Source organism: Monashia sp. HAY1-11D, assembly GCF_056868035.1.
In genome coordinates this window covers 458,862-483,886 of record NZ_CP200320.1, presented here as the reverse complement: position 1 = coordinate 483,886, position 25,025 = coordinate 458,862, and the positions used below count along the sequence as shown (strand labels likewise).

At 74.2% G+C, this 25,025-nt stretch carries 24 protein-coding genes; 18 read left to right on the top strand and 6 right to left on the bottom strand.

Annotated elements, in window-relative coordinates; all coding sequences use genetic code 11:
- The first annotated feature begins 172 nt into the window (after positions 1-172).
- From AC1VM9_RS02105 to AC1VM9_RS02095, 3 genes are all read left to right on the top strand, one after another.
- Positions 173-271 carry a 30S ribosomal protein bS22 gene (locus AC1VM9_RS02105; RefSeq protein WP_003792170.1) on the top strand — a complete coding sequence of 33 codons (99 nt, stop codon included), beginning with the start codon at positions 173-175 and terminating at the stop codon, positions 269-271.
- A gap of 298 nt (positions 272-569) precedes the next feature.
- A complete protein-coding gene (locus AC1VM9_RS02100; RefSeq protein WP_483120906.1) occupies positions 570-1,616 on the top strand; it encodes an NAD-dependent epimerase/dehydratase family protein in 1,047 nt (348 codons plus the stop codon).
- Positions 1,613-3,544, top strand: a complete 1,932-nt coding sequence (locus AC1VM9_RS02095) for a lysophospholipid acyltransferase family protein (protein WP_483120904.1) — start codon at positions 1,613-1,615, stop codon at positions 3,542-3,544. The genes AC1VM9_RS02100 and AC1VM9_RS02095 overlap by 4 nt, the downstream gene beginning before the upstream one ends.
- Positions 3,545-3,850: 306 nt before the next feature.
- Here AC1VM9_RS02095 and AC1VM9_RS02090 read toward each other — a convergent pair whose 3' ends face one another.
- Both AC1VM9_RS02090 and AC1VM9_RS02085 read right to left on the bottom strand, forming a co-directional pair.
- Positions 3,851-5,239: a DUF5667 domain-containing protein gene (locus AC1VM9_RS02090; protein WP_483120902.1), complete on the bottom strand. Its 1,389-nt coding sequence runs from the start codon at positions 5,237-5,239 to the stop codon at positions 3,851-3,853.
- A gap of 406 nt (positions 5,240-5,645) precedes the next feature.
- Positions 5,646-6,518: an RNA polymerase sigma factor gene (locus AC1VM9_RS02085; RefSeq protein ID WP_483120900.1), complete on the bottom strand. Its 873-nt coding sequence runs from the start codon at positions 6,516-6,518 to the stop codon at positions 5,646-5,648.
- 117 nt (positions 6,519-6,635) lie between these two features.
- Between AC1VM9_RS02085 and AC1VM9_RS02080 the strand changes: the two genes are divergently transcribed.
- From AC1VM9_RS02080 to AC1VM9_RS02010, 15 genes are all read left to right on the top strand, one after another.
- Entirely contained in the window at positions 6,636-6,926 is a 291-nt protein-coding gene (locus tag AC1VM9_RS02080) for a glutaredoxin family protein (RefSeq protein ID WP_481342773.1), read from the top strand.
- Positions 6,927-7,080: 154 nt separating this feature from the next.
- A complete protein-coding gene (locus AC1VM9_RS02075; protein WP_481342772.1) occupies positions 7,081-7,761 on the top strand; it encodes a redox-sensing transcriptional repressor Rex in 681 nt (226 codons plus the stop codon).
- Positions 7,758-9,140 carry a glutamyl-tRNA reductase gene (hemA, locus tag AC1VM9_RS02070; protein WP_483120898.1) on the top strand — a complete coding sequence of 461 codons (1,383 nt, stop codon included), beginning with the start codon at positions 7,758-7,760 and terminating at the stop codon, positions 9,138-9,140. The genes AC1VM9_RS02075 and hemA overlap by 4 nt, the downstream gene beginning before the upstream one ends.
- Positions 9,137-10,198 (top strand): hydroxymethylbilane synthase, encoded by a 1,062-nt coding sequence (gene hemC, locus AC1VM9_RS02065; RefSeq protein ID WP_481345375.1) that lies wholly within the window; start codon positions 9,137-9,139, stop codon positions 10,196-10,198. The genes hemA and hemC overlap by 4 nt, the downstream gene beginning before the upstream one ends.
- Positions 10,195-11,844 carry a bifunctional uroporphyrinogen-III C-methyltransferase/uroporphyrinogen-III synthase gene (locus tag AC1VM9_RS02060; protein ID WP_483120896.1) on the top strand — a complete coding sequence of 550 codons (1,650 nt, stop codon included), beginning with the start codon at positions 10,195-10,197 and terminating at the stop codon, positions 11,842-11,844. The genes hemC and AC1VM9_RS02060 overlap by 4 nt, the downstream gene beginning before the upstream one ends.
- 8 nt (positions 11,845-11,852) lie before the next feature.
- A complete protein-coding gene (gene hemB / locus AC1VM9_RS02055) occupies positions 11,853-12,818 on the top strand; it encodes a porphobilinogen synthase (protein WP_483120894.1) in 966 nt (321 codons plus the stop codon).
- 32 nt (positions 12,819-12,850) lie between these two features.
- The gene (locus AC1VM9_RS02050) at positions 12,851-13,336 is read left to right on the top strand and encodes a MarR family winged helix-turn-helix transcriptional regulator (protein ID WP_481345377.1); all 486 of its coding nucleotides are present in this window, start codon (positions 12,851-12,853) and stop codon (positions 13,334-13,336) included.
- 56 nt (positions 13,337-13,392) lie between these two features.
- Complete coding sequence (hemL, locus tag AC1VM9_RS02045) at positions 13,393-14,727, top strand: glutamate-1-semialdehyde 2,1-aminomutase (RefSeq protein WP_481345378.1); 1,335 nt, start codon at positions 13,393-13,395, stop codon at positions 14,725-14,727.
- A 175-nt stretch (positions 14,728-14,902) separates the two neighbouring features.
- A complete protein-coding gene (locus AC1VM9_RS02040; protein ID WP_481345379.1) occupies positions 14,903-15,523 on the top strand; it encodes a hypothetical protein in 621 nt (206 codons plus the stop codon).
- Between the two features lie 263 nt (positions 15,524-15,786).
- Positions 15,787-16,467, top strand: a complete 681-nt coding sequence (locus AC1VM9_RS02035; RefSeq protein ID WP_483120892.1) for a histidine phosphatase family protein — start codon at positions 15,787-15,789, stop codon at positions 16,465-16,467.
- On the top strand, positions 16,467-17,081 hold the full coding sequence (locus tag AC1VM9_RS02030) for a TlpA family protein disulfide reductase (protein ID WP_481345381.1): 615 nt from the start codon (positions 16,467-16,469) through the stop codon (positions 17,079-17,081). The genes AC1VM9_RS02035 and AC1VM9_RS02030 overlap by 1 nt, the downstream gene beginning before the upstream one ends.
- Before the next feature lie 9 nt (positions 17,082-17,090).
- Positions 17,091-17,834: a cytochrome c biogenesis CcdA family protein gene (locus AC1VM9_RS02025; protein ID WP_481340820.1), complete on the top strand. Its 744-nt coding sequence runs from the start codon at positions 17,091-17,093 to the stop codon at positions 17,832-17,834.
- Complete coding sequence (gene resB / locus AC1VM9_RS02020; RefSeq protein WP_483120889.1) at positions 17,834-19,567, top strand: cytochrome c biogenesis protein ResB; 1,734 nt, start codon at positions 17,834-17,836, stop codon at positions 19,565-19,567. The genes AC1VM9_RS02025 and resB overlap by 1 nt, the downstream gene beginning before the upstream one ends.
- On the top strand, positions 19,564-20,589 hold the full coding sequence (ccsB, locus tag AC1VM9_RS02015; protein ID WP_483120887.1) for a c-type cytochrome biogenesis protein CcsB: 1,026 nt from the start codon (positions 19,564-19,566) through the stop codon (positions 20,587-20,589). The genes resB and ccsB overlap by 4 nt, the downstream gene beginning before the upstream one ends.
- Positions 20,590-20,601: 12 nt before the next feature.
- Positions 20,602-20,895, top strand: a complete 294-nt coding sequence (locus tag AC1VM9_RS02010; RefSeq protein ID WP_481340817.1) for a DUF4229 domain-containing protein — start codon at positions 20,602-20,604, stop codon at positions 20,893-20,895.
- 18 nt (positions 20,896-20,913) lie between these two features.
- Here the strand turns inward: AC1VM9_RS02010 and AC1VM9_RS02005 are convergent, their stop codons facing one another.
- The 4 genes from AC1VM9_RS02005 to AC1VM9_RS01990 form a co-directional block, all read right to left on the bottom strand.
- The gene (locus tag AC1VM9_RS02005) at positions 20,914-21,789 is read right to left on the bottom strand and encodes a 1,4-dihydroxy-2-naphthoate polyprenyltransferase (RefSeq protein WP_481340816.1); all 876 of its coding nucleotides are present in this window, start codon (positions 21,787-21,789) and stop codon (positions 20,914-20,916) included.
- Between the two features lie 17 nt (positions 21,790-21,806).
- Positions 21,807-22,088 (bottom strand): PLDc N-terminal domain-containing protein, encoded by a 282-nt coding sequence (locus AC1VM9_RS02000; protein WP_481340815.1) that lies wholly within the window; start codon positions 22,086-22,088, stop codon positions 21,807-21,809.
- A gap of 52 nt (positions 22,089-22,140) precedes the next feature.
- Entirely contained in the window at positions 22,141-23,394 is a 1,254-nt protein-coding gene (gene menE / locus AC1VM9_RS01995; protein WP_483120884.1) for an o-succinylbenzoate--CoA ligase, read from the bottom strand.
- A 97-nt stretch (positions 23,395-23,491) separates the two neighbouring features.
- Positions 23,492-25,024, bottom strand: a complete 1,533-nt coding sequence (locus AC1VM9_RS01990) for an MFS transporter (protein WP_483120882.1) — start codon at positions 25,022-25,024, stop codon at positions 23,492-23,494.
- Position 25,025 lies beyond the last annotated feature (1 nt).

Genomic DNA, 25,025 nt, shown 5'->3' with positions numbered 1-25,025 from the left:
CTCGTCGTCGGCCCCGATCGGGAGCCGACACGGCCCGCTTTTGGGTTCGACGCCGGGCACACGCTAGGCTGTGGAGCCTGTTCGGCTCGTGACACATCGACTGCACTATGACGGTGTGTCGGCGCAGGTCGACGCACCAGTCAACACTTCCAGTCGCACGACAAGGACAACCATGGGCTCTGTCATCAAGAAGCGCCGCAAGCGGATGGCGAAGAAGAAGCACCGCAAGCTGCTGCGCAAGACGCGTCACCAGCGTCGCAACAAGAAGTGAGCTGACTCCTCCCGGAGCGCTCCCTCGCGGGCCCGGCCCGCAACGCCGTCGACCCTCGCCCGACCTCGGGTGGGGGTCGTTCGCGTCTGCGGCCCCCTCAGGACGCGTCCGGCGTGGCCACCGCGGACACCGCGGCCACCGCGGTGGCGCGGTTGCGACGAGACGCACACCGCCTCACCCGGCGCGGACGCCGGGGTGCTGGGTAGGCTCTCCATGGACGAGGGAGCCGGCGCTCCGCCGCCCGGGCCGACCGTCGCACACCGCCACTGACCGACGAATCCCGAGGACTGGAGGACCGATGCCCAAGGTCGTTCTGGTGACCGGCGTCTCCCGGTACCTCGGCGGCCTCTACGCCCGGCGGCTGTCCGGGGAACCGGGCGTCGAGCGGATCCTCGGCGTCGACGTCGTCCCGCCGCGCCACTCCATCGGGCGCGCCGAGTTCGTCCGCGCCGACATCCGCAACCCGATGATCGGGCGGATCATGGCCCAGGCGAAGGTCGACACCGTCGTGCACATGAACGTCATCGCCACGCCGAAGGACACCGGTGGGCGCGTGACGCAGAAGGAGATCAACGTCATCGGCACGATGCAGCTGCTCGCCGCGTGCCAGAAGTCCGAGTCGGTGAGCCGCCTCGTCGTCAAGTCGTCGGCGGCCGTCTACGGCTCGTCACCGCGCGACCCGGCGATGTTCAGCGAGGACATGACCCCGAAGACCATGCCACGGACCGGCTTCGGCAAGGACTCCGTCGAGGTCGAGGGGTACGTGCGCGGCTTCTCGCGGCGCAGGCCCGACGTCGAGATCACGATGCTCCGGTTCGCCAACGTCATCGGACCGAGCATCAAGACCGCCTTCACCGACTACTTCGCGCTGCCCGTCGTGCCGGTGCCGCTGGGCTACGACGCCCGCCTCCAGTTCGTCCACGAGGACGACGCGACCGCCGCGATGATCCTGGCGACCACCGGCCCGGCCGTCGGCATCGTCAACGTCGCCGCCGACGGGTTCCTCACGGTGGCCCAGTGCACGGCGATAGCGCGCCGCCCGATCCTTCCGGTGCCGCTGGCCGCGGCCGGGGTGTTCGGCAGCATCGTGCGCCGCAGCGGCCTGGCCGACTTCTCCCACGACCAGCTGACCTTCCTGGCCTTCGGACGCGGCCTCGACACCTCCCGGATGCGTACCGTGCTCGGCTTCGAGCCGCAGTACACGACGCGCTCGGCCTTCGAGGACTACGCACACCACCTGCGTCCGGCCGTGCCCGGCGTCGACGGTGTGTCCGACGCCGTGACCGACGCCGCCGGAGGCACCGCTGCGGCCATCGCCCGCGTCCTCGACAGGATCCAGCCGTGAGCCCCGGCCGCGAGACCCCCGACACCCCGACCCCGGCGGCACCGGGCGGTCCCGGCGCCGAGCCGGCCGGCGCGCCCCGCGCGACGGTCAGGCAGGCGGCCGCGAGGACGGCGTCGAAGAAGGCCGCGACGAGCAAGGCCGCGACGAGCAAGGCCACAGCGAAGAAGGCCACAGCGAAGAAGGGCACGGCCAAGAAGGGCACGGCCAAGAAGTCCGTGACGAGCCCGACCGCCGTGCAGAAGGCCACGGCGAAGAAGGCGAGCACGACGGCGGCCATGACGCAAGGCACGGCGACGCCAGGCGCCACGACGCCGGGCGACGCGACGTCGCCGCGACGCGGGGTGTTCGCCGCCGGCGCGGCGCGCGCGACGGGGGAGCGGCTGCGCCGGTCCGGCACGCCGCTGCTGTCCGGCGGTGACGCCCTCGAGCCCGTCGAGGTGAGCGCCGCGCGTCGGCTGCGGCTCGAGCAGGCCACCGAGACCCCAGACGTGCCCGAGGCCATCGGTCCGGACGCGCAGGCGCCGTCGGGTCCCCCGCTCGAGCGGGACTCCGAGACCGGTGGCTGGGCCCCGGAGGCGGTTCCCGAGGTACCGCGGACCAGGCCGAGCCGTTCGGCGATCCACGCCCGCCGCACGGAGTCGGCGTCCCGGGCCGCGCACCCGACGGCCGTCCCACCCGGCTCGCCCGGCACGTCCGGCTCGTCGTCCGGGCTGCCCGGCACACCCGGGGCGTCCGCGTCCCGCGCCCGGACGCGTCCGCCTCGCCGGGTGCCGCTGACTCCGACAACCAGCACGACGAGCACGACCACCACGACCACGGCGTCCACCACCCCGACCGGTCCGTCCGCGGAGGAGGCGCGCGAGGCGACGCGGCTGCGTGCCGTGCCCCCGATCGCCGACGCCGAAGGCGCCTCCGACCTCGCGACGACCCTGGGCCTGGCCGGCCTGCAGTCGAAGGCCGAGCGCCTCGTCGGGGCGGTCCTCGAGGCGGCGGAGTTCAGCAGCGAGTCGCGCCCGGGACCGGCAGAGCTCGTCGAGCTGGCCGTCAACGTCTTCCGCGCGGCCGCGACGTCGGCGGGGCTGCCGGCCGAGGACGTCGAGCGACAGGTCGCCGAGACGCTCGCGTACCTCCGACGTCGGCTCACGGGCGACTACACGGTCGACGAGTTCGGTTTCGACGAGGACTACACCGTCCACGTCCACCTGCCGCTGCTCCGCCCCCTGTACCGCTCGTGGTTCCGGGTGGAGGTCCGGGGCATCGAGAACATCCCGTCCGAGGGCGGAGCCCTCGTCGTCGGCAACCACTCGGGCACGGTGGCGATGGACTCGCTCATGACCCAGGTCGCCGTCTTCGACGAGCACCCGCAGCACCGGCACCTGCGGATGCTGGGCGCCGACCTCGTCTTCCAGCTGCCGTTCATCGGCACGATGGCCCGACGCTCCGGCACCACCCTGGCGGCCAACACCGACGCCGAGCGCCTGCTGGCCGGCGGCTCGCTCGTCGGGGTCTGGCCGGAGGGGTTCAAGGGCGTCGGCAAGCCGTTCAGCGAGCGGTACAAGCTGCAGCGGTTCGGTCGGGGCGGCTTCGTGTCGGCCGCCCTGCGCGCTGGGGTCCCCATCGTGCCCGTGTCGATCGTCGGCGCGGAGGAGATCTACCCCATCCTCGGCAACATGCCGGCCGTCGCGCGGTTGCTCGGCCTGCCGTACGCGCCGATCACGCCGACGTTCCCGCTCCTCGGCCCGCTCGGGATGATCCCGCTGCCGAGCAAGTGGCTCATCGAGTTCGGGCCGCCCATCGACACCACCTCCTTCGGCCCGGACGCCGCCGACGACCCGATGCTCGTCTTCGACCTGACCGATCAGGTCCGCGAGACGATCCAGCAGACGCTCTACAGCCTGCTCATGCAGCGCAAGTCCGTCTTCATCTGAGCCCTCCGGCCCTCGAGCGGGCCTCCCTGACCCCGACCGAACGACTCGTTCGGTGCCGAACGCGTTATGGAGGCTCGAACGCGTCGGTGCGCCCCCGCCCTCAGCACCGAACGACTCGTTCGGTGCCGAACGCGTTATGGAGGCTCGAACGCGTCGGTGCACCCCCGCCCTCAGCACCGAACGACTCGTTCGGTGCCGAACGCGTTATGGAGGCTCGAACGCGTCGGTGGACCCCTGCCCTCGGCACCGAGCGACTCGTTCGGTCGACCAGGTCGTGCGTTGCGGATGGCCTTCTCGGCGGTCGGGTCAGGGGAGCAGCTTGGGCAGGGTGGGCGACAGCGGGAGCTTGGGCACGGTCAGCGTCACCGACGGGAGGGGGACGGACGGGACGCCGGTGATCGACACGCCTCCGCCGCCGACCCCGATGGTGCCCGACGTGGCGGTGACCCCGGGCAGGCTGACGGTGCTGCCCGGCAACGTGACCCCGCCACCGCCGACGGCCACCGAGGAGGTCGAGACGCCGACGCCCGGCAGCTGCACCGTGCTGCCGGGAAGGGTCACGCCGCCCGTGACGCCGATGCCGGGGAGCGGGACGCCGCCGGCGCCGGGCACGGTCACCGTCGCGCCCGGTTGTCGTGGGACGCTGGTGCGCGGCGGGACCGGGGTGGCCGGGCGCGTGCCGGGCGGCGCGCCAGTGGGCGTCGCCGTCGGGGCCCCGCCCAGGATCGCCGACAGCAGCTGCCGGGCCTGGGTCGCGGCGCCGCCGCAGGCGCTGCAGCCGGCGAGCTCGCGCAGGACGGTGACGCGGTTCTGCACCAGCAGGTCGTGCAGCCGCTGCCACGACGGGAGGGCCTCGGCGGGAACCCTGTCGTGCAGCGCGTCGACCTGCGGCAGCGCGCGGGTGTAGAAGTCGGCGAGCTGCGTGATCGCGTCGACGCGGTCCTCGCTGCGGAAGGCCTCGAGCAGGAGGGTCTGCGCCCGGGTCGTCGCGTCGGACGCGAGGTCGAGCGCGGTCTCGACGTCGACGGCGGCCGGGGCGCCGCGGTCGACGAGGTCGCGGGCCTCGCCGATGTGCTGCTGGGCCTGCGCGAGGTAGGTCAGGCCCTGGTCGTAGCGCGACCCGGACAGCTGGACGGCAGCGCGGTCGAGCACCTGCTTGACGCCGTAGAGCGCGTCACCCGGCAGGGCGGAGCGCGAGGCCCAGCCGAGGGCGCCGCCGACCACGAGCAGCGCCGCGGCAGCGGCCGCGACGTAGCGCAGCGGACGCGCCGCGACGCGCAGGACGGAGACGGTCCCGCCGGACGGGCCGGCGCCGCGGCGAGCGTCCGGAGCGCCCGTCGGGTCGGGCTCCGCGTCGGCGTCGGGGCTCGGGTACGCGTCGGTGGTCGGGTCAGCGTCGGTGCTCGGGTCAACGCCCTGGCGCCCGGCGCTCGTCGGGCTCACGGACTCGGGCAGGGAACCACCGTCAGCGGGCCCGCCGAGCGGGACGACCGGAGCAGCCAGGCCGCCGTCGTCCTCGAGGAGCCTGGCCCGCAGGTCGGCGACGAACTCGCGGCGCGGCGCGAGGCCCGCCTGGTCGATGGCGGTGACGGCGTGCACGACCGCGACGAGCTCGAGGATGCCCGGCTCGGTGACCCGCTCGCCCTCGAGGGCACGCTGGAGGAGGTCGGCGTCGGACGTGGGGCCGAGGTCCATCTCTCCTCCTTCGTTCTCGTGCGGTCAGGTGCTGCCGGAAGGTCGTACGGGTCGTGCGGTCAGTCAGGGTGCGTCGGACCGACGCGGTGTGGTGGTCGCCGGGCCGGAGGAGCCGGTGCGGCACCTGCCGTGGCTGGAGCCGGGCCGGTCGCCGGACCGGAGCCGGGCCGCACGTGCGGGTCGAGGCCCGGCACGCGGGACCGGCGGCGCGCGTCGGCCTCGGTGAGGCGCGGCGCGGTTGCGGGGTGCGGGTGGTGCGTCGTCTCGTGTCCTGCCCTCGGGGTCGGGATCGGGGTCGGGGTCGCGCGCCCCACGGCGCCCGGGAGCGCGAGGGGCTGCGGTGCGGCCCCACACGAACCGTCCCGCTGCCGTGAGAACGACGCAGGTGCCGAGGGCGTTACGGGCCTCACAGGTCCACTCCCTCGAGGGTCTTGCGCAGCGCCCGGGTGGCCCGCAGCTGCAGCTGCTTGACCGCGCCCTCGGACTTGCCGAGGACCGTGGCGGTGTCGGCGAGGCTGAGGCCCTGCAGGAAGCGCAGGGTGATGCACTCGGCCTGGTCCGAGCCGAGGCCGCGGATGGCCTCGACGAGCCGTTCGTCGCGCAGCCGGGCGAGCACCTCGGCATCGGGGGCGTCGACCCGCTCGTCGGCGTCGCGCATGTCGGCGGTGGTCACCTCGAAGCGGAACCGGGCCGACTTCACGTGGTCGGCGATGAGGTTGCGGGCGATGGTGACGAACCAGGCGGCGATGTCGCGGCCCTGCCACGTGAACGAGTCGATGCGGCGCATGGCCCGCAGGAACGTCTCGGACGTGAGGTCCTCGGCCAGCTGCCGGCTCGCGACGCGGACGAGGACGTAGCGGAAGACCGTGTCGACGTAGGCGTCGTACAGCTGCGCGAAGGCCTCGCGGTCGCCCCGCTGCGCCAGCTCGACGAGGGCGGCGATCCGGGCCTGCTCGACGACGTCGCGCTCGAGCGTCCGGGTGCCGCGTCCACCCCGGCCACCCGCGCCGGCAGCGCCGCCGAAGCCGCCGGCGCCGCTACCCTCGGCGCCCGGGCCTCCCGCGCCGGCGCCGGAGAAGCGATCGCCCGCGCCGTCCTCGAGGGCTGCCCAGATGGCGTCGAGCGCCGAACGCCAGGACGGCAGGCTGCCCGGCGCGAGACGGCTGCCGGGCGAGGCCGCTCCGGCGGCGAGGGCAGGGTGCAGCGCGACCGCGGCCGGGAACGCCCCCGGCGCGGCCCCGCGCGGCTGCCGGTGGACCGGCGTCCTCCTCGGGCGCATCCGTCACAGTCTGACTGACGCGGCGCCCTCATGGCAGTCAGTTCGACCGGATGTGACCGATCTGCTACCGACGGGTAACGCGCGGGCCCCGGCCCCGCCGCGACCTAGAGTGGGCCCATGAGCACGTCCCCCGGTCCCGGCAGCAACGCGACGGACGCCGGAAGCGCCGGGCCGCCGCCCCGCGTGCTCCTGCTCGGCCGTGCTGGCTGCCACCTGTGCGACGAGGCGAGGGCGGTCGTCGAGCGGGTCGCCGCGGACCTCGGCGTCGGGTGGCAGGAGCGCTCCGTCGACGACGACCCGGAGCTGCTGCGACGCTACGGCGAGCAGATCCCGGTGACCTTCGTCGACGGCCGCCGCCACGACTTCTGGCGGGTCGACGAGGCCCGGCTCCGGCGGGCTCTGGGCTGACCCGGTGGGGGACCGGTGACCGGCCGGCGCCCTACGTCTGATAGGCCGGTCACGTCAACTTTGTGCATGCCTTCACAAACGTCTAGCCTGAACGGGTCCCCACGTGCTCCGCGTTCGTGCCGAACGCCCCAGCGAGAGGAGCCGGTGAGCAAGCGTGTCCGCCGACCCTGTCCTGCGTCGAGAGATCCCCGACGCAACCGTCGCGCGGCTCCCTGAGTACCTGCGGACGCTGTCCCGCCTGGCCGAGGACGGCGTGCTGTCGGTGTCGTCCGAAGAGCTCGCGGCCGAGGTCGGCGTGCGCTCGGCCCAGCTCCGCAAGGACCTCAGCCACCTCGGCTCGTACGGCGTTCGCGGCGTCGGCTACGACGTCGAGACGCTCGCCCTCGAGATCTCCCGGGCCCTCGGCCTCACCGAGGACTGGCCGGTCGCCATCGTCGGGATGGGCAACCTCGGTCACGCGCTCGCCTCCTACTCGGGCTTCGTCACCAAGGGTTTCCGCGTCGTCGGCCTCTACGACGACGACCCGGCCCTCGCCGACGAGGTCGTCGTCGGCGTCCGCATCCGTCCGCTCGCCGAGCTGTCCGAGCGCCACGCGGTGGACCCCATCGCGATCGGGGTCATCGCGACGCCGGCACCGGCCGCGCAGGCCGTCTGCGACGCCCTCGTCGGCGCCGGCATCAGCTCCATCCTCAACTTCGCGCCGGCGGTGCTCGCGGTCCCCGACGGTGTCCACGTGCGTCGCGTCGACCTGTCCACCGAGCTGCAGATCCTCGCCTTCCACGCCCAGCGCAAGGCGCTGGCCGCCGGCGAGCTGCGATCGGCGGTGGCGCGGTGAGCCTGCTCGTCATCGGCCTGTCCCACCACACGGCGCCCCTGTCGGTGCTCGAGGCGCTGTCCGAGCGTCCCGACCGCGCGGCGGCCATCGCCGGCTCGCTCCTCGGCTCGGCCACGGCCTCCGAGGCGGTCGTCCTGTCGACGTGCAACCGCCTCGAGGTCTACGCCGAGGTCGCCGCGTTCCACCCGGCCGTCGCGGCGATCGGCGAGGCGCTGGCGCTGGCCGCCGGCATCGAGCAGCCCGAGAACACCGGGACGTCGTACGCGCCGCCCACCGACCCCACGGAGGCCCTCGCCGCGCGCGCCGAGTCCCTCGCCGACCACCTCTACGTCCGGTTCGACGACGCCGCGGTGGCGCACACCTTCACCGTCGCGTGCGGCCTCGACTCCATGGCCGTCGGCGAGGCGCAGGTCCTCGGCCAGATGCGCGACGCGCTCGCCGCGGCCCAGGCGCGCGGCCAGGTCGGCACGTCCCTGAACTCGCTGTTCCAGCAGGCCCTGCGGGTCGGCAAGCGGGCCCACTCCGAGACCGACATCGACCGCCACAGCGTCTCCCTCGTGCAGATCGCGCTCGAGCAGGCCGCCCAGGTGCTCGGGCCGCTCGAGGGGCGTGACGCCGCCGTCGTCGGCGCCGGGGCCATGAGCGGCCTGGCCGCCGCCACGACCCGTCGCAACGGCATCGGCCGGCTCAGCGTCGTCAACCGCACCCCGGATCGGGCGACGCGCCTCGCCGCCGCCACCGACGGCACCGCCCGGCCCTGGTCCGAGCTGCCCGACGTCCTCGCCGAGTCCGACCTCGTCATCACCTGCACCGGTGCCGTCGGCCACGTCGTCACGGGTGCGGACCTCGCCGCCGCGGCGGCCCGCCGCGGCGGCCGCCCGCAGGTCGTCGTCGACCTCGCCCTGCCCCGAGACGTCGAGCCGGCCGAGACGTGGTCGAGCCCGGTGCCGTCCGTGACGCTGCTCGACCTGCAGCACCTCGGCCGCCTCCTCGAGGGCCGCGCCGACACCACGCAGGTCGTCCGCGTCCGCGAGCTGGTCACCGGTGAGGTCGCCGACTACCTGACCCGACGCGTCGAGAAGTCGGTGGCGCCGACCGTCGCGGCGCTGCGCTCGCGGGCCGCCGAGCTCGTGGCCGGGGAGATGGAGCGCCTCGACCAGCGCCTGCCCGGTCTCGACGAGGGGACCCGCGCCGAGATCGCCCTCGCGGTGCACCGCATCGTCGAGAAGCTGCTCCACACGCCCACCCGACGCGTCAAGGAGTTCGCCATGGAGGGCAGCGGCGACGACTACGCGGCCGCACTGCGCGAGCTGTTCGACCTCCAGCCCGAGGACGTCGCCAACGTCTCGGCACCGCCGAAGCGGGGAGGTGCCGCATGACGACCCTGCGCCTCGGCACCCGCCGCTCCGCCCTCGCCACGACGCAGTCCTCCTGGGTCGCGGACCGGCTCCGGGCGCTCGGCCACGACGTCGAGCTCGTCGAGATCACGACCGAGGGCGACACCTCCGGCGCGCTGCTCACCGCGATCGGCGGCACCGGCGTCTTCGCCGCAGCGATCCGCAGGGCACTGCTCGAGGGACGCATCGACGTCGCCGTCCACTCGCTCAAGGACCTGCCCACGACGCCCGAGCCGGGCCTGGTCGTGGCCGCGGTCCCCGAGCGCGAGGACAGCCGCGACGTGCTCGTCGCGCGGGACGGGCTCACGCTCGGCGAGCTGCCGCCCGGGTCGGTCGTCGGCACCGGCTCGCCGCGTCGCACCGCCCAGCTGGCCGCGCTCGGGCTGGGCGTCGAGATCCGCCCGATCCGGGGCAACGTCGACACCCGCATCGCCCTCGTCACGTCCGGCACGCTCGACGCGGTCGTCCTCGCGCGGGCCGGCCTGGCCCGTCTCGGCCGGCTCGGCGAGGTCACCGAGGTGCTCGACCCGATCCAGGTGCTCCCGGCGCCCGGCCAGGGGGCCCTCGCCGTCGAGTGCCGCTCCGACCGCCACGACGTGCTCGCCGCGGTCACGGCGCTCGACGACCCCGACACGCGCGCCTGCGTCCTCGCCGAGCGCTCGCTGCTGCGGACGCTCGAGGCCGGCTGCACCGCCCCCGTCGGCGCGCTCGCCGAGGTCGTCGAGGACGACGACGGCCCCGTGCTGTCGCTGCGCTCGTTCGTCGGCACGGAGGACGGCGCGAGCGAGCTGCGCCGGTCCCTCGTCGGTGGGTACGACGAGCCCGAGGACCTCGGCCGACGGCTCGCGGGCATCCTCCTCGAGGACGGCGCCGCCGAGCTGACCGGGACCCCCGTCAGCGCCCCCAACGACGCCCCGACCAGCGCCCCCAACGACGCCCCGAACGACGCCTCGGCCGTCGGGCCCCTGGACGTCGTCACCAGCACCGCACCACCGCAGCACACCCCGCACGCCACCCACCGACCGGAGCAAGTTTCGTGACCCAGTCTCGCCAGCCGTCGGAGCAGACGGCGTCGACCACCACGCTGCCGACCTCGCCGGCACGCGTCGCCTTCGTCGGGTCCGGGCCGGGTGACCCGGGCCTGCTGACCCTCCGCGCCCGCGACCTGCTCGCCGCCGCGGACGTCGTCGTCATCGACCGCGTCGCCCGTGAGGACGCCGTCCTCGCCCACGCCCGCCCGGGGGTCGAGATCATCGACGCCGGCCACGGCGAGCAGGGCCAGGAGCTGACCCACGCGGTCCGGGCCAAGCTCGTCGTCAAGGCGGCCAAGGCCGTGGGCCCGTCGGGCCTCGTCGTGCGCCTCATGGACGGCGACCCCGCGACGTTCAACGGCCTCGCGGAGGAGGTGCGCGCGTGCCGCAAGGCGGGGCTCACCTTCGACGTCGTGCCGGGTGTCTCCGCCGTGACCGCCGCGCCGACGTACGCCGGCGTGCCGCTGACGTCCAAGGCCACCGGAGCCGTGCACGTGCTCGCCACGGAGCACGCCGCCCTCGACCTCACGCCGTACACGGCCGACGCCGACACCGTCGTCCTGCTCGGCGGTTCCGAGACCATTCGCAAGGCGCTGGCCGGGCTGCTCGCCGCGGGCCGCCCCGGCGAGTCGCTCGTCGCCCTGACGACGAACGCGACGACGGTCCGCCAGACCTCGGTCACGTCCTCGCTCGAGGCCGTCGACCGCCTCTTCACCGGCAGGGAGCCGCTCGAGGTCTCCCTCGCGGTCGTCTCGCCCAACGTCGACCTGCGCGACGAGTTCTCGTGGTTCGAGACCAAGCCGCTGTTCGGCTGGAAGGTCCTCGTGCCGCGCACCCAGGCCCAGGCCGGCCCGATGGTCGACCGGCTCGCCGCCTACGGCGCGACGGCCGACGTCGTCCCGACGATCTCGGTCGAGCCCCCGCGCACGCCGCAGCAGATGGAGAAGGCCGTCAAGGGCCTGGTCACCGGCCGCTACGAGTGGATCGGCTTCACGTCGGTCAACGCGGTGCGCGCGGTCCGCGAGCGGTTCGAGGAGTTCGGACTCGACGCGCGGGCCTTCGCCGGGCTCAAGGTCGCGGCCGTCGGCGGCGTCACGGCCGCGGCGCTGCGCGAGTGGGGCATCAACCCCGACCTCGTGCCCGACGGCGAGCAGTCGGCCGCGGGGCTGCTCGAGGTGTGGCCGGAGTTCGACGAGGTCCTCGACCCGATCAACCGGGTCCTGCTGCCCCGCGCCGACATCGCCACCGAGACGCTCGTCGCCGGCCTGCGTGACATGGGCTGGGAGGTCGACGACGTCACCGCCTACCGGACCGTCCGTGCGGCCCCGCCGGCCGCGTCGATCCGCGACGCCATCAAGGGCGGGGACTACGACGCCGTCCTCTTCACGTCGAGCTCCACGGTGCGCAACCTCGTCGGCATCGCCGGAAAGCCCCACGCCGCAACGGTCGTCGCCTGCATCGGCCCGGCCACGGCCAAGACCGCGCAGGAGCACGGCCTGCGCGTCGACGTCCTCGCGCAGGAGGCGTCGGCCCTGGCCCTCGTCGACGCCCTCGCCGGCCACGGCGTCGGGCTGCAGGTCGCGGCCCGCGAGGCCGGCCAGCCGGTCCAGCGCCCGAGCGACAAGCGTCCGGCCTCGCGCCGGCGCGCCCGCTGAGGGCCGCCGTGATCGAGCGCCCCCGGCGGCTGCGCCAGAACCCCGCCCTGCGCAGCCTCGTCGCCGAGACCAGGCTGCACCCGCGCGACCTCGTCCTCCCGGTGTTCGTCGCCGAGGGCCGCGACGAGGTGCGTCCGGTCGCGAGCATGCCCGGCGTCGTGCACCACACGCTCGGCAGCCTCGTCGAGGTCGCGCGCCGCTCCGTCGCGGCCGGCATCGGCGGCCTGATGCTCTTCGGCGTCCCGCAGGACAAGGACGCCGTCGGCAGCGGCGCCGTCGACCCCGACGGCATCCTCAACGTCGCGCTGCGCAGCGTCCGCGACGCCGTCGGCGACGACCTCGTCATCATGGCCGACACGTGCATCGACGAGTTCACCGACCACGGCCACTGCGGCGTCCTCGACGACCGCGGCCGCGTCGACAACGACGCGACGAACATCATCTACGCCGAGATGGCCGTGCAGCAGGCCCGCGCCGGGGCCCACGTCGTGGCGCCGAGCGGCATGATGGACGGCCAGGTGGGCGTCATCCGCCGGCGCCTCGACGACGAGGGCCTCACCGACACGGTTGTGCTCGCCTACGCGGCCAAGTACTCCTCGGCGTTCTTCGGCCCGTTCCGCGAGGCCGTGCAGTCCAGCCTCCAGGGCGACCGTCGCACGTACCAGCAGGACCCGGCCAACCTCGTCGAGTCGCTGCGTGAGATCGACCTCGACATCGCCGAGGGCGCCGACCTCGTCATGGTCAAGCCGGCGATGAGCTACCTCGACGTCGTCGCCGCGGCCGCCGAGCGCTCGTCGGTGCCGGTGGCGGCCTACCAGGTCTCGGGCGAGTACTCGATGATCCAGGCGGCCGCCGCCAACGGCTGGATCGACCTGCAGGCGGCCGCCCTCGAGTCACTCACATCGATCCGACGCGCCGGCGCGCAGGTCGTGCTGACGTATTTCGCCCTCGACGCCGCCGACTGGCTCGCCTGACGCCTTACGATCAGGGGGCGCAGGAGGTGCACATGGCCGGTTCAGGGGACGACGGCGTGAGGTGGCTCGACGACGGGGAGCAGCGGTCGTGGCGGGCGATCCTGCGCGGCACGCGGCTGCTCGAGCGCGCGCTCGACGACGCGCTCGGTGACGCCGGCATCCAGCTGAGCGAGTACGAGATCATCTCGATGCTGTCCGAGAGCCCCCAGCACCGGCTGCGGATGTCCGAGCTCGCCTCGATGGTCGTCCAGTCGCGCAGCCGGCTGACCCACACGGCCAAGCGGCTCGAGGAGCGCGGCTGGGTCACCCGTGAGTCGTGCCTGGCCGACAAGCGGGGCGTCGAGCTCGTGCTGACCGCCGGTGGTCTCGCCGCCGTCCACGACATCGCCAAGGTCCACGTGCAGAGCGTGCGCGACAACCTCGTCGACATCATGACGCGCGACCAGTTCCGGGCGATCGGCGACGCGATGCAGATCGTGCGCGACCACCTCGACCCCGAGGCCGCGAGCGGCCGCTGAGGTCGGCGGGACCGCCTGCCGGATCGCGGGCGCGGGGCGGTTGCCACAATGGCGGCATGAGCTCGCAGCCCACGACCGCGCCCGACACGACCGACGCCCCTGCCTCGGCGGCCCTCCTCGAGCGGGCCGGACGCGTCATCCCCGGCGGCGTCAACTCGCCGGTGCGCGCCTTCCGCGCCGTCGGCGGCACGCCCCGCTTCATGGCGAGCGGCCGGGGTGCCTGGCTCACCGACGCCGACGGCAAGCGGTACGTCGACCTCATCTGCTCGTGGGGACCGATGATCCTCGGGCACGCGCACCCCGAGGTCCTGCGTGCCGTGAACCAGGCTGCGGCGCAAGGCTTCTCGTTCGGCACGCCGTCCGAGAACGAGGTCCTCCTCGCCGAGGAGATCGTCGCGCGGATGGACCCCGTCGACCAGGTCCGCCTCGTCAACTCCGGCACCGAGGCCACGATGTCGGCGATCCGCCTGGCCCGGGGGTTCACCGGCCGCGACGTCGTCGTCAAGTTCGCCGGCTGCTACCACGGTCACGTCGACGCGCTGCTCGCCTCGGCCGGTTCGGGCGTCGCGACGTTCGCGCTCCCCGACTCGGCCGGTGTGCCGCGCTCGAGCGCCGGCGAGACGATCGTCCTGCCGTACAACGACGTCGCCGCGCTCGAGGCCGCCTTCGCCGAGCGCGGGGAGCAGATCGCGGCGGTCATCACCGAGGCCGCGCCGGGCAACATGGGCGTGGTGCCGCCCGCCCCGGGGTTCACCGAGGCGCTGCGCCGGGTCACGAGGCAGCACGGCGCGCTCCTCGTGTCCGACGAGGTCATGACCGGCTTCCGCGCCTCGGCCACCGGCTACTTCGGCTGCGAGGACCACCCGTCCGGGCCGGCCGACCTCTACACCTTCGGCAAGGTCATGGGCGGCGGGTTCCCCACCGCGGCGTTCGGCGGACGGGCCGACGTCATGGCGCTCCTCGCCCCGCAGGGGCCCGTCTACCAGGCCGGCACGCTGTCGGGGAACCCCGTCGCGTCCGCCGCGGGGCTCGCGACGCTCCGTGGCTGCACCCCTGAGGTCTACGACCGCCTCGACGTCGTGGCCCACACCATCGCCGACGCCGTGACGCAGGAGCTGTCGGCCGCGTCGGTCCCGCACCGGGTCCAGTGGGCCGGGTCGATGTTCTCGGTGTTCTTCCGCGACGGCGCCGTGCGCACCTACGACGACGCGAAGGCCCAGGACACCGACGCCTTCCGCCGTTTCTTCCACGCGATGCTGGCCCAGGGCGTGCACCTGCCGCCGAGCGCCTTCGAGGCGTGGTTCGTCTCCGCGGCCCACGACGACGAGGCCGTCGGCCACGTCCTGGCCGCCCTGCCGGCCGCCGCCCGCGCCGCCGCGACGCCGGACTGACGCGACTGACCGGACTGACCGGACCGGCCGGACCGGCCGGACCGGCCGGACCGGAGGGGGCGGCGGCCGATGCCGCCGACCCCTCGAGACTCTTGTCGGCGGGCGGGGCAGGGAGGACGCTGGAGGGCGACGGCAGCGCCGTCGGGGCGCCGCCTCGAGGCAAGGAGGGTGGGCCGTGTACGCACGTTCCACGACGGTCATGGGTCAGCCGGGCATGGTCGAGTCCGGGATCTCCTACGTCCAGGACGAGGTGATGCCGCGGGTCAGGGACATGGACGGGTACGTCGGTCTGTCCCTCATCGCCGACCGCGACAGCGGCCGCTGCATCGTCACGACCGCGTGGCGGGACGAGGACGCGATGCGCTCGAGCGCGGACGCCGTCATGCCCCTGCGGGAGCGTGCCGCGGGCATGTTCGGCGGTGACGCGACCGTCGACGAGTGGGAGGTGGCCTACCTGCACCGCGACCACCGTTCCGCCGAGGGGGCCTGCGCCCGCGTCACCTGGGTCGAGGGCGACCCGGCCACCATCGACCGGGCCGTCGACATGTTCAAGATGACGATCATGCCCAAGGTGGAGCAGATCGAGGGGTTCTGCAGCGCCAGCCTGCTCGTCGACCGGATGTCCGGGCGGTGCTGCATCACCGCGTCCTACGACTCGACCGAGGCGATGACGAACTCCCGCGACATCGCGATGAGGCTGCGCGCCGACCTGTCGCAGGAGACCGGGATGCGGATCACCGAGGTGGCCGAGTTCGAGCTGGCCATCGCCCACCTCGACGTGCCCGAGCTCGTCTGAGCGCATCTGAGCCCACCGAGGCGAGGAGCCGCCCCCTCGACGCGCGCGCTGCCGCGCCTCGGTGGACGGTCGCGAGGAGGACGCCGGCCACCACGGACAGGCCGCCGAAGACGCGGCCCGGGGTTCGGCGTCCTGTCTCGCGCGGCGTGAGGCGGCGCGCGGGGGCCCAGCCGTTGCCGATCGAGGTCCGTCGTGCGGACCCACCCGCCCGTGCCCGGACCGCGGATTCGGTCGTTCGCCGACCGTTTGAGACACTGGGGCCCATGACGCGCAGCACGGCTGGAGGCACGGAGGGGTCCGCCGAGACCACCGCCGCCACGACCGTCGTGCACCTCATGCGCCACGGCGAGGTCCACAACCCCGCGGGCGTCCTCTACGGGCGGCTCGACGGCTACCACCTCAGCGACCTCGGCCGCGAGATGGCCGACGTCGTCGCCGCTCACCTGGCGACCCACGACGTCACGTACGTCGTCGCGTCCCCGCTCGAGCGGGCACAGGAGACGGCGGCGCCGATCGCGAGCAGCCACGGGCTGCCCGTCGCCACCGACCCTCGTCTCATCGAGTCGGCCAACCACTTCGAGGGCCGCACCACCGCGCGCAAGGAGCTCCTGCATCCCCGCAACTGGCGGGTCCTGGGCAACCCGACGAAGCCGTCGTGGGGCGAGGCCTACGAGGCCATCGCCGCCCGGATGCTCGAGGCCGTCGACGCCGCCCGCGACGCCGCGCGGGGCCACGAGGCCGTCGTCGTGTCGCACCAGCTGCCGGTGTGGACGGTGCGCAACAGGCTCGAGGGCCGGCGCCTCTGGCACGACCCGCGCAAGCGCGTGTGCACGCTGGCGTCGCTGACGTCGCTGAGCTACGTCGGTGACGAGCTGGCCTCCATCACGTACACCGAGCCGGCGGGCGCGCTGCTCGCGGGCGCGAGCCGGGGCGTGGGCGCCTGATGACCGAGCTCGACCGACGCACCGCGCTGCGGTGGGGCGCCGCCGCCGTGGCAGGCGGCCTGGCGCTGGTCACCGCCGCGTGCACCTCCGACCCGAACTCCGTGGAGGGCCAGGCCCGATCGGGCGACCGCAAGGGCTACGTCGCCGGCGACGGCTCGATCGAGCAGCTGACCCCGGGCCAGCGCGGCGAGCCGGTGGAGCTGCTCGGCACGACGCTCGAGGGCCAGCCCTGGTCGCTCAAGGACAAGGACGGCGCCGTCGTCGTCGTCAACGTGTGGGGCTCGTGGTGCCCGCCGTGCATCGAGGAGACCCCGGCGCTGCAGAAGGCGTGGGAGCGGGTCCAGGCCGACCGCAAGGACGTCGTCTTCATCGGCATGGACAAGCTCGAGGGACCCGAGACCGGGTTGGCGTTCCAGAAGGCCAAGGGCGTCACCTACCCGTCGCTCGCCTATGACGGCGGGGTGCCGCTGCTCGCGCTGCAGGGCAAGGCGTCTGCCACGCCGACCACACTCGTGCTCGACGGCGAGGGCCGCATCGCCGCGCGCGTGTCCGGCCCGGTCACCACCGCGACCCTGCTCGGCCTCGTCGACGACGTCCTCGCCGAGCAGGGCTGAGGCTCTCGCGTGACCCCCGACGTGACCACCGGCTCGCTGCTCGTCGCAGCGGTCGTCGCCGTCGCCGCGGGCTTCGTGTCGTTCGCCTCCCCGTGCGTGCTGCCGCTCGTGCCGGGGTTCCTCGGGTACGTCACGGGGCTGTCTGAGGTGTCGCTCGAGAAGCGCTCCCGCGGCCGCCTCGTGCTCGGGGCGCTGCTGTTCGTCCTCGGCTTCTCGGCGGTGTTCCTGCTGGGGGCCGCGACGCTGTCGGGGCTCGGCGTGGCGCTGCGCGAGCACCAGGACGCCCTGCTGCGGGTCGGCGGGGTGCTCGTCGTCGTCGCCGCCCTCATGTTCCTCGGCCTGGGCAACCGGTTCTCGGCGCAGCTGAGCTGGCGGCCGCGCGCGGGCCTGGCCGGGGCGCCGTTGCTCGGTGCGGTGTTCGGTCTCGGCTGGGCGCCTTGCATGGGGCCGACCCTCGGGGCGATCCTCGCGATGGCCGTGCCGCTCTCGGCGGAGTCGGGCACCGTGGGTCGCGGGCTGCTCCTCGCCGTCTTCTACTGCGTCGGGCTCGGCGTCCCGTTCGTGCTCATGGCGGCCCTGTGGGAGCGGGCCGGCCGGGCGAACGGGTGGCTGCGCCGACACCGCCGGGCCATCCAGGTCGTCGGCGGTGGCCTGCTTCTCGCCGTCGGCGTGCTCATGGTGTCGGGGCTCTGGGCGGACGTCATCGTCTGGGTCCAGACCCGCTTCGTCTCGACGTTCCAGGTGGCCCTCTGATGACGACCGGCACCCCGACGACGCCGACGCGACCGGAGACCCCTGCCGACCGACGCGCCGACAAACGGGCCGAGAGGGCGCGCGAGCGGCAGCAGCGGCGCGACGGCGAGCCGGCGCTGCCCGAGCTGGGCCCGGTCGGGATGCTCCGGTGGGGATGGCGCCAGCTGACCAGCATGCGCACCGCCCTGTTCCTGCTCCTGCTGCTGGCCATCGCCGCGGTGCCCGGCTCGATCTTCCCCCAGCGCAACATCGACGCGGGACGCGTCGCCGACTACCTGGCGCAGAACCCGACGTCGTCGCCGTGGCTGGACCGGTTCGGCTTCTTCGACGTCTACTCCTCGCCGTGGTTCTCGGCCATCTACCTGCTGCTGTTCGTCTCGCTCGTCGGGTGCATCGTGCCGCGCACCAGGGTGCACGTGGCGGCCCTGCGTGCCCGTCCTCCGAAGGCTCCCGCGCGGCTGCACCGCCTCGACGAGAGCGCCGAGCTGACGACGACGCTGACGTCCGAGGAGGCTCTCGAGGCCGCCCGAGAGGTGTTGCGCCGCAAGCGCTTCCGGCTCCACTCGCACGACGCCACCTCGGTCAGTGCCGAGTCCGGCTACCTGCGCGAGACCGGCAACCTGCTCTTCCACCTGGCCCTCACCGGCATCATCGTCGGCATGGCCGTCGGGCACCTGTTCGGGTGGCGCGGCGACGTCATCCTGCCCGAGGGCGAGAAGATCGCCGCGTCGGCGGGCACCTTCAACACGTGGTCGCCGGGGCCGTGGGTCAGCGACGAGTCGCTGCCGCCGTTCGTCCTGTCGCTGACGCGGCTGCACGTCGCGTTCGACGAGACGCCCGGCAAGGACTTCGGCAAGCCGCGCGACTTCACCGCCGAGGCGACGCTCTCGCCCGAGCCAGGCGCTCCCGCGGCCCACGAGTCGATCAGCGTCAACCACCCGGCCACGGTGGACGGGGCGGACATCTTCCTGCTCGGCAACGGCTACACGCCGGTCATCACGGTTCGCGACGCCAAGGGCACCGTGCTCTACCGGGAGGCGACCCCGTTCCTGCCGCAGGACCCGAACTACCGCTCGGTCGGCGTCGTCAAGGTGCCCTCCGCCGCGCCGAAGCAGCTCGGGTTCACCGGGTTCTTCCTGCCGACCGCCGAGCCGACCTTCCGGAACGGTCCGGTCTCGCTGTTCCCCGACGCCCAGAACCCGGAGCTGGCCCTGTCGGTGTGGGAGGGCGACCTGTTCCCCGGCAACCGGCCGCAGTCGGTCTACACGCTCAACACGGACGAGATGACGCAGGTGACCAGGGCCGACGGGTCGCCGGAGCTGATCCGCCTCAAGCCGGGGGAGACGAAGCAGCTGCCCGGCGGCCGCGGGTCGATCACCTTCGACTCGGTCAAGCGGTTCGCCGGCCTGTCGGTCCGCACCGACCCGGGCGCCCCGATCAGCCTCGTCAGCGCCCTGCTCGCCACGGCCGGGCTCATCCTCGGTCTGACGGTCCGGCGTCGACGCGTCTTCGTCCGGGTCCGCCCCGCCACGGCCGCGGGGGCGTCCGGCCCCGGCGGACCGGGCGGACCGGACGGCCAGGGTGACGGCGCTGTGGGGGCCGGCGCCGCACCGGTTACCGTGGTGACCATCGGTGGCCTCTCCAAGGACTCCGACCCCGGGCTCGCCGCGATCGTCTCCGCGATCAGCAGCGGCGTGCACGACCGACCGGCAGAACGGAACGACCGCTCGTGAACCTCGCAGCCAACGCGAACGCGGCGCTCTACGCGTCGATGATCGTCTACACGCTGGCCATGCTCGCCTTCGCCTGGCACCTGGCGGCGCGTGCGCCGAAGGTCGCCGACCCGCGGCTGGGCGGCCGTGAGGAGGCGCTCGCCCCGGCGGAGCCGGTGGCCGTGGGAGCCGGCGCATCGCGCGGACCCGGCGGCGCCGCGGCCGGTGAGGGTCGGGCGCGTGGACCGGTCTCCCCGTACGCCGCGGGGGCCGGCTACGAGGAGAGCGCCAAGAGCCGGCAGCGCGGCAGCATCGCCCTGATGCTGACCTACCTGGCGTCGGCGCTGCTCGCGGCGTCGGTGCTGCTGCGGGGCCTGGCCGTCTCCCGCCCGCCCTGGGGCAACATGTTCGAGTTCGCCACGGCTGCCGCGGCCGCCGTCGGCGTCGTGTTCTCGGTGCTGGCCCGCCGCCGACGCTGGGAGTGGCTCGGCGTCTTCATCGTCACGCCCATCCTGCTCGTCCTCGGGCTCTCGCTGACGGTCCTCTACAGCGAGGCCGGTGAGCTGATGCCGGCCCTGAAGTCGTACTGGCTCGGCATCCACGTGTCGGTGGCGTTCATCGCCGTGGCGTTCTTCACCATCGCGGCGGCCATCGGGGCCCTCTACCTCGTGCGCCGCCGGCGCGAGGAGACGCCGTCCACACCGGGCGTCATCGAGTCGCTGCCCCCGTCGGCGGCGCTCGAGCGGGCCGCGTACAGCCTCAACATGGTGGCGTTCATCCTGTGGACCTTCACGCTCATCGCCGGCGCCATCTGGGCCAAGCAGGCGTGGGGAGCCTACTGGCAGTGGGACCCCAAGGAGGTGTGGACCTTCGTCATCTGGGTCGTCTACGCCGCGTACATGCACAGCCGGGCGACGGCCGGCGTCGACCACCGCCGCTCCATGTACATCGCCCTGGCCGGCTACGTGTGCGTCCTCGTCAACTTCACCCTGGTCAACCTCGTGTCGACGTTCGTCGGCATGCACAACTACTCGGGCATGTGAGGGTGGTCTGACGTGGTCCGGTACGGCCTGCTCCGCATCCTGATCTTCTTCGGGTTCTTCTTCCTCTTCTGGCTCATCGGGATCAGGGACAACACGATCCTCCTGCTCGGCGCCTCCGTCGTGGCCTCCGCGGCCGCCTCGTACGTCCTGCTGCGCGGCATGCGCGACGAGATCACGGGCAGGCTCGTCCAGCGGCACGAGGCCCGGGCCCAGGCCAGGGGCGAGGCCACGACGCCTGCTCCGGACCCCTCGAGCGACGAGGCCGCCGAGGACGCCGAGATCGAGCGCGACGCCCGCGACCGCTGACCGCCCGCGGACCGGCCCTCAGGAGCGCCCGACGGCCAGGCCCACGGCGAGCAGCAGGGACCAGACGAGCTGGAACCGGCCGGTGCCGGCGAGGGCGGGCACGAGGCCCCGACCCTCGGCGCCGCCGAGCACGGCCTGCATCGGACGGACCGCGAGCGGGGCCGCGAGGAGCGCCAGCAGCGCCCACGGCGAGGTGAACGACACGAGCCCCGCCACGACGAACGCGACCGCGACGAGCGCGACGTAGAAGGCCCGCGTGCCGCGCTCGCCCATCCGCACCGCGAGCGTCCGCTTGCCGTGCAGCCGGTCGGTCGGGATGTCACGCAGGTTGTTGGCCACGAGGATCGCCGAGGCGAGCGCCCCGACGCCGACGGCTCCCCACCAGCAGGCGGCGGTCGGCGGCGTCATCGTCGCCGTCGTGCCGACCGTGGCGACGAGGCCGAAGAAGACGAAGACGAACGCCTCGCCGAGACCCAGGTACCCGTACGGACGCGAACCGCCGGTGTAGTACCAGGCCGCGAGGACGGCGGCGGCGCCGACCGGGATCATGACCCAGAGGCCCGACAGGCCGACGAGGGCCAGCCCGACGACGGCCGCGAAGCCGAAGGACGCGAAGGCCGCGAACCGCACCGACGACGGCTGGGCGAGCCGTTGCCCGACGAGCCGGACCGGGCCGACCCGCACCGCGTCGGTGCCCCGGACGCCGTCGGAGTAGTCGTTGGCGTAGTTGACGCCGACCTGCAGCGCGAGGGCGACGACGAGCGCGAGGACGGCGTAGGCCCAGACGATGTGGCCGGTCTGGTAGGCCGCTCCCGTGCCGACGAGGATCGGCGAGACGGCGGCGGGCAGGGTGCGGGGGCGGGCGCCCTCGATCCACTGGGACAGAGTGGCCATGGGGTGAGGCGGTCCTTCTACAGCTTGCGGAGGAAGTCGGGGTCGTCGTCCGGTCCCTTGGGGCCCGTGGGCCCGGGACGCGGCGGCCCCGGCCGCCGCGGACCGCGCGTGGGACCGCCGCGCGCGTCGGTGCGCCCCGCGACGAGCCACACGAGCGGCCCGAGGACCGGCACGAGCACCGCGAGCAGCCACACCGGCTTGGGCATGACGCGGATGAGGCGGCGGTCGGTCATGAGGCAGTCGACGAGGGCGTAGATCGTCGCGAAGACCACGAGAGCGACCAGCGCGACGCGCAGCACGGCGGCCTCCGGACGACGAGAGGGGCGGGGACCCCTCCATCTTGCCACCGCCTCAGCGGGCGTCCGTCCTCGCCTCGACGGAGGGCTCGACCGGGGCGCCGGCCGACGCGGGGGTGGTCGTCACCGTCGGCCCGTCGCCGCGCAGGAGGGCGCGGAGGGCGGCGCGGTCCGGCTTGCCCGGGCCGCGCAGCGGGATCGAGGGCAGCACGACGACGCGGTGGGGCAGGGCCGCGTCGGACAGGATGCCGCGCATCCGCTCGCGCACGTCGTCCGTCGTGAGCCGTCCGGCCGGGTCGACGAGCGTGACCGCGGCACAGACGGACTCGCCCCACGCGGCGTCCGGGACGCCGAGCACGACGACGTCCACGACGTCGTCGAGGTGGCGCGTCATGGCGTCCTCGACCACGCCGGGGGTGACCTTGAGGCCACCGGTGTTGATGACGTCGTCGGCCCGGCCGTCGACGACGAGGAGGCCGTCGTCGTCGAAGTGGCCGAGGTCGTCCGTGCGGAACCAGCGCACGCCGTCGGGGTCGGTCGTGAAGGCGTCGGCGGTGAGGTACGGATCGCCGAGGTAGCCGTGGGCCAGCGTGTCGCCCCCGAGGACGACGTGGCGGTCGTTGTCGACGTGGACCCGGCTGACCGGCAGCGGGACGCCGTCGTACACGCAGCCGCCCGCGGTCTCGCTCATGCCGTACGTGAGGCTGACGGCCACGCCGAGCGAGTGCGCGCGCTCGAGCAGCGCCGCCGGCGTCGCGGCCCCGCCGACGAGGACGCCGTCGAAGCGACGCAGGGCGACGACACCGGCCGGGTCCTCGAGGAGGCGACCGAGCTGCGTCGGCACGAGGGCCGTGTACCGCTGCGTCGCGGCGGGCGTCGTGGCGACCCGGGCGGCGGCCTCCGTGAACGCGTCGACGGTGAACCCGCCACGCAGGTCCAGCACGGCCGGCGTCGTACCCGCCGCGAGCGCGCGCAGCAGGACCTGGAGGCCGGCGACGTGGTGGGCCGGCATCGCGAGCAGCCAGGCGCCGCTGCCGCCGAGCACGCGGTGCGTGGCCCACGCGGACCGGTCGAGAGCGTCGGCGGTCAGGAGCGCGCGCTTGGGCCGACCGGTCGAGCCGGAGGTGCCCACGGCGACGGCGAGTCCCTCGGGCAGCCTGGCGGGGTCGTGGTGGGGGATGACCGGCTCGGGTCCGCCTGCCGCGTAGGGCAGGACGGGGAAGCTTCCCTCGAGTGCGGCCGCGAGGTCCGGCAGGACGTCGAGGACCCCCGGACCCGCGGGGATCGGCAGCGGCCGGGGCGCGGACATGGTTGACATTCTGCCTGCCCGTGTGGGCGCCCGACGGCGGGGCGCCGCATCGGGCGCAGGCCGCGGGCAGAGCCCGACGGGCGAACCTCGCCGAACCTCAGGCCCGGCCGGGACGTGACGGGCGCGCCGCGGGCCGGTGGCGGGCTGCGACGTGCTTCTGCCGCGCGGCGACGACCACGGTCCAGGCCACCGCCGCCGCGCAGACCGGGAACCCGATGTGCGGCTCGAGCGGAAGGACGATGCCGAGGGCGCCGCCGAGCACCCACAGCATCTGCAGCATCGTCTCGGACCAGCCGAACACCGACGTGCGCACGTTCTCGGGCACGTCGCGCTGCACGAGGGCGTCGAAGCACAGCTTGGCCAGCTGGGCCGAGACGCCTTGGACGAGCCCGAGCAGCGCCAGCGACCAGACGCCGTACCAGACCGCGGTGAGGACGCAGCACACCGTCGCCGCGAGCACCGACAGCATGGCGACCCGCTCCGGACGCTGGTCGCGCACCCGGTCGCCGAGGGCGCTGCCCACGGCGTTGCCGACGCCGATGCCCGCGGCGAGGACACCGAGGACGACCTGGCCCGGCACGTCGCCGACCGGGTGCTCCTTCGTGAGGAACGCCATGAACATGATGAGGAAGCCGGTGAGCACCCTCGTGCCGCCCGTGGTCCACATCGCGTGCATGACCGGCCACGGGATGGCGCGCTTGCGCCGGAGGAAGCGCCCGAGGGGACCCGAGGCGTCGACGGTGACGACCCCGGGCGAGTGGTCCGCGGTACCGCCGATGCGGATCGGCACCGTGTCCTCCGGGTCGAGCTCGCCCTCGGCGGAGTCGACCCGGGCCGGCAGCCGGATGGCCTGCACGGTCCCCACGACGAACACGACGAACGCGAGCCGTAGGGCCCACGCCGGCCCGGCGAGCAGGCCGAGCCCCCCGAGCGCACCGCCCCCGACGGCGCCCGCCACACCGGCCATCGACACCCGTGAGTTCGCGCGGACCAGGGTGGTGCCCGCGGGGAGCAGGCGTGGCACGGCCGCCGCTCGCGTGATCGTGTAGGCGCGCGAGGCGACGAGGCAGCCGAGCGCGGCCGGGAAGAGCCAGGCGCTGCCCGACGTCACGGCGTCGGCGAGCACCCAGCACAGGAAGGCCCGCAGCGCGGTGGTCGTCCCGATGGCCCACCGGCGCCCGCGGCGGAACCGGTCGAGCAGCGGCCCGACGAGCGGCGCGACGAGCGCGAACGGGACCATCGTCACGAGGAGGAACATCGCGACCTGGCTGCGGGCCTGGGCGGTCTGCGGGTTGAAGAACAGGGTTCCGGCCAGGGCGAGGGTCATGACCGTGTCGCCCGCCGTGTGGCTCGCGTGCAGCTCGGTCAGGCGGGCGAGGCCCGACTCGCCGGCGCCGCCGGCGTGCGTGTACGCGCGGGCCTTCGCCGCGGCGGACCGGCCGGTGCGTGCGGTGAACCGGGCCGTGCCCGTCGCGGCGCGCCCGAGGCCCCGTCCGAGGCCCCGTCGGGCGCCCCGTCGGGCCTCCCGTCCGGCGCTCCCCCCGGCGGACCCGCTGCCGGGCGCGACGCGACGCGGACGGCCCCCGGCGTCCGGGACGCCGCCGACCGTCGGGTCGTCGTCGCGCTGCACC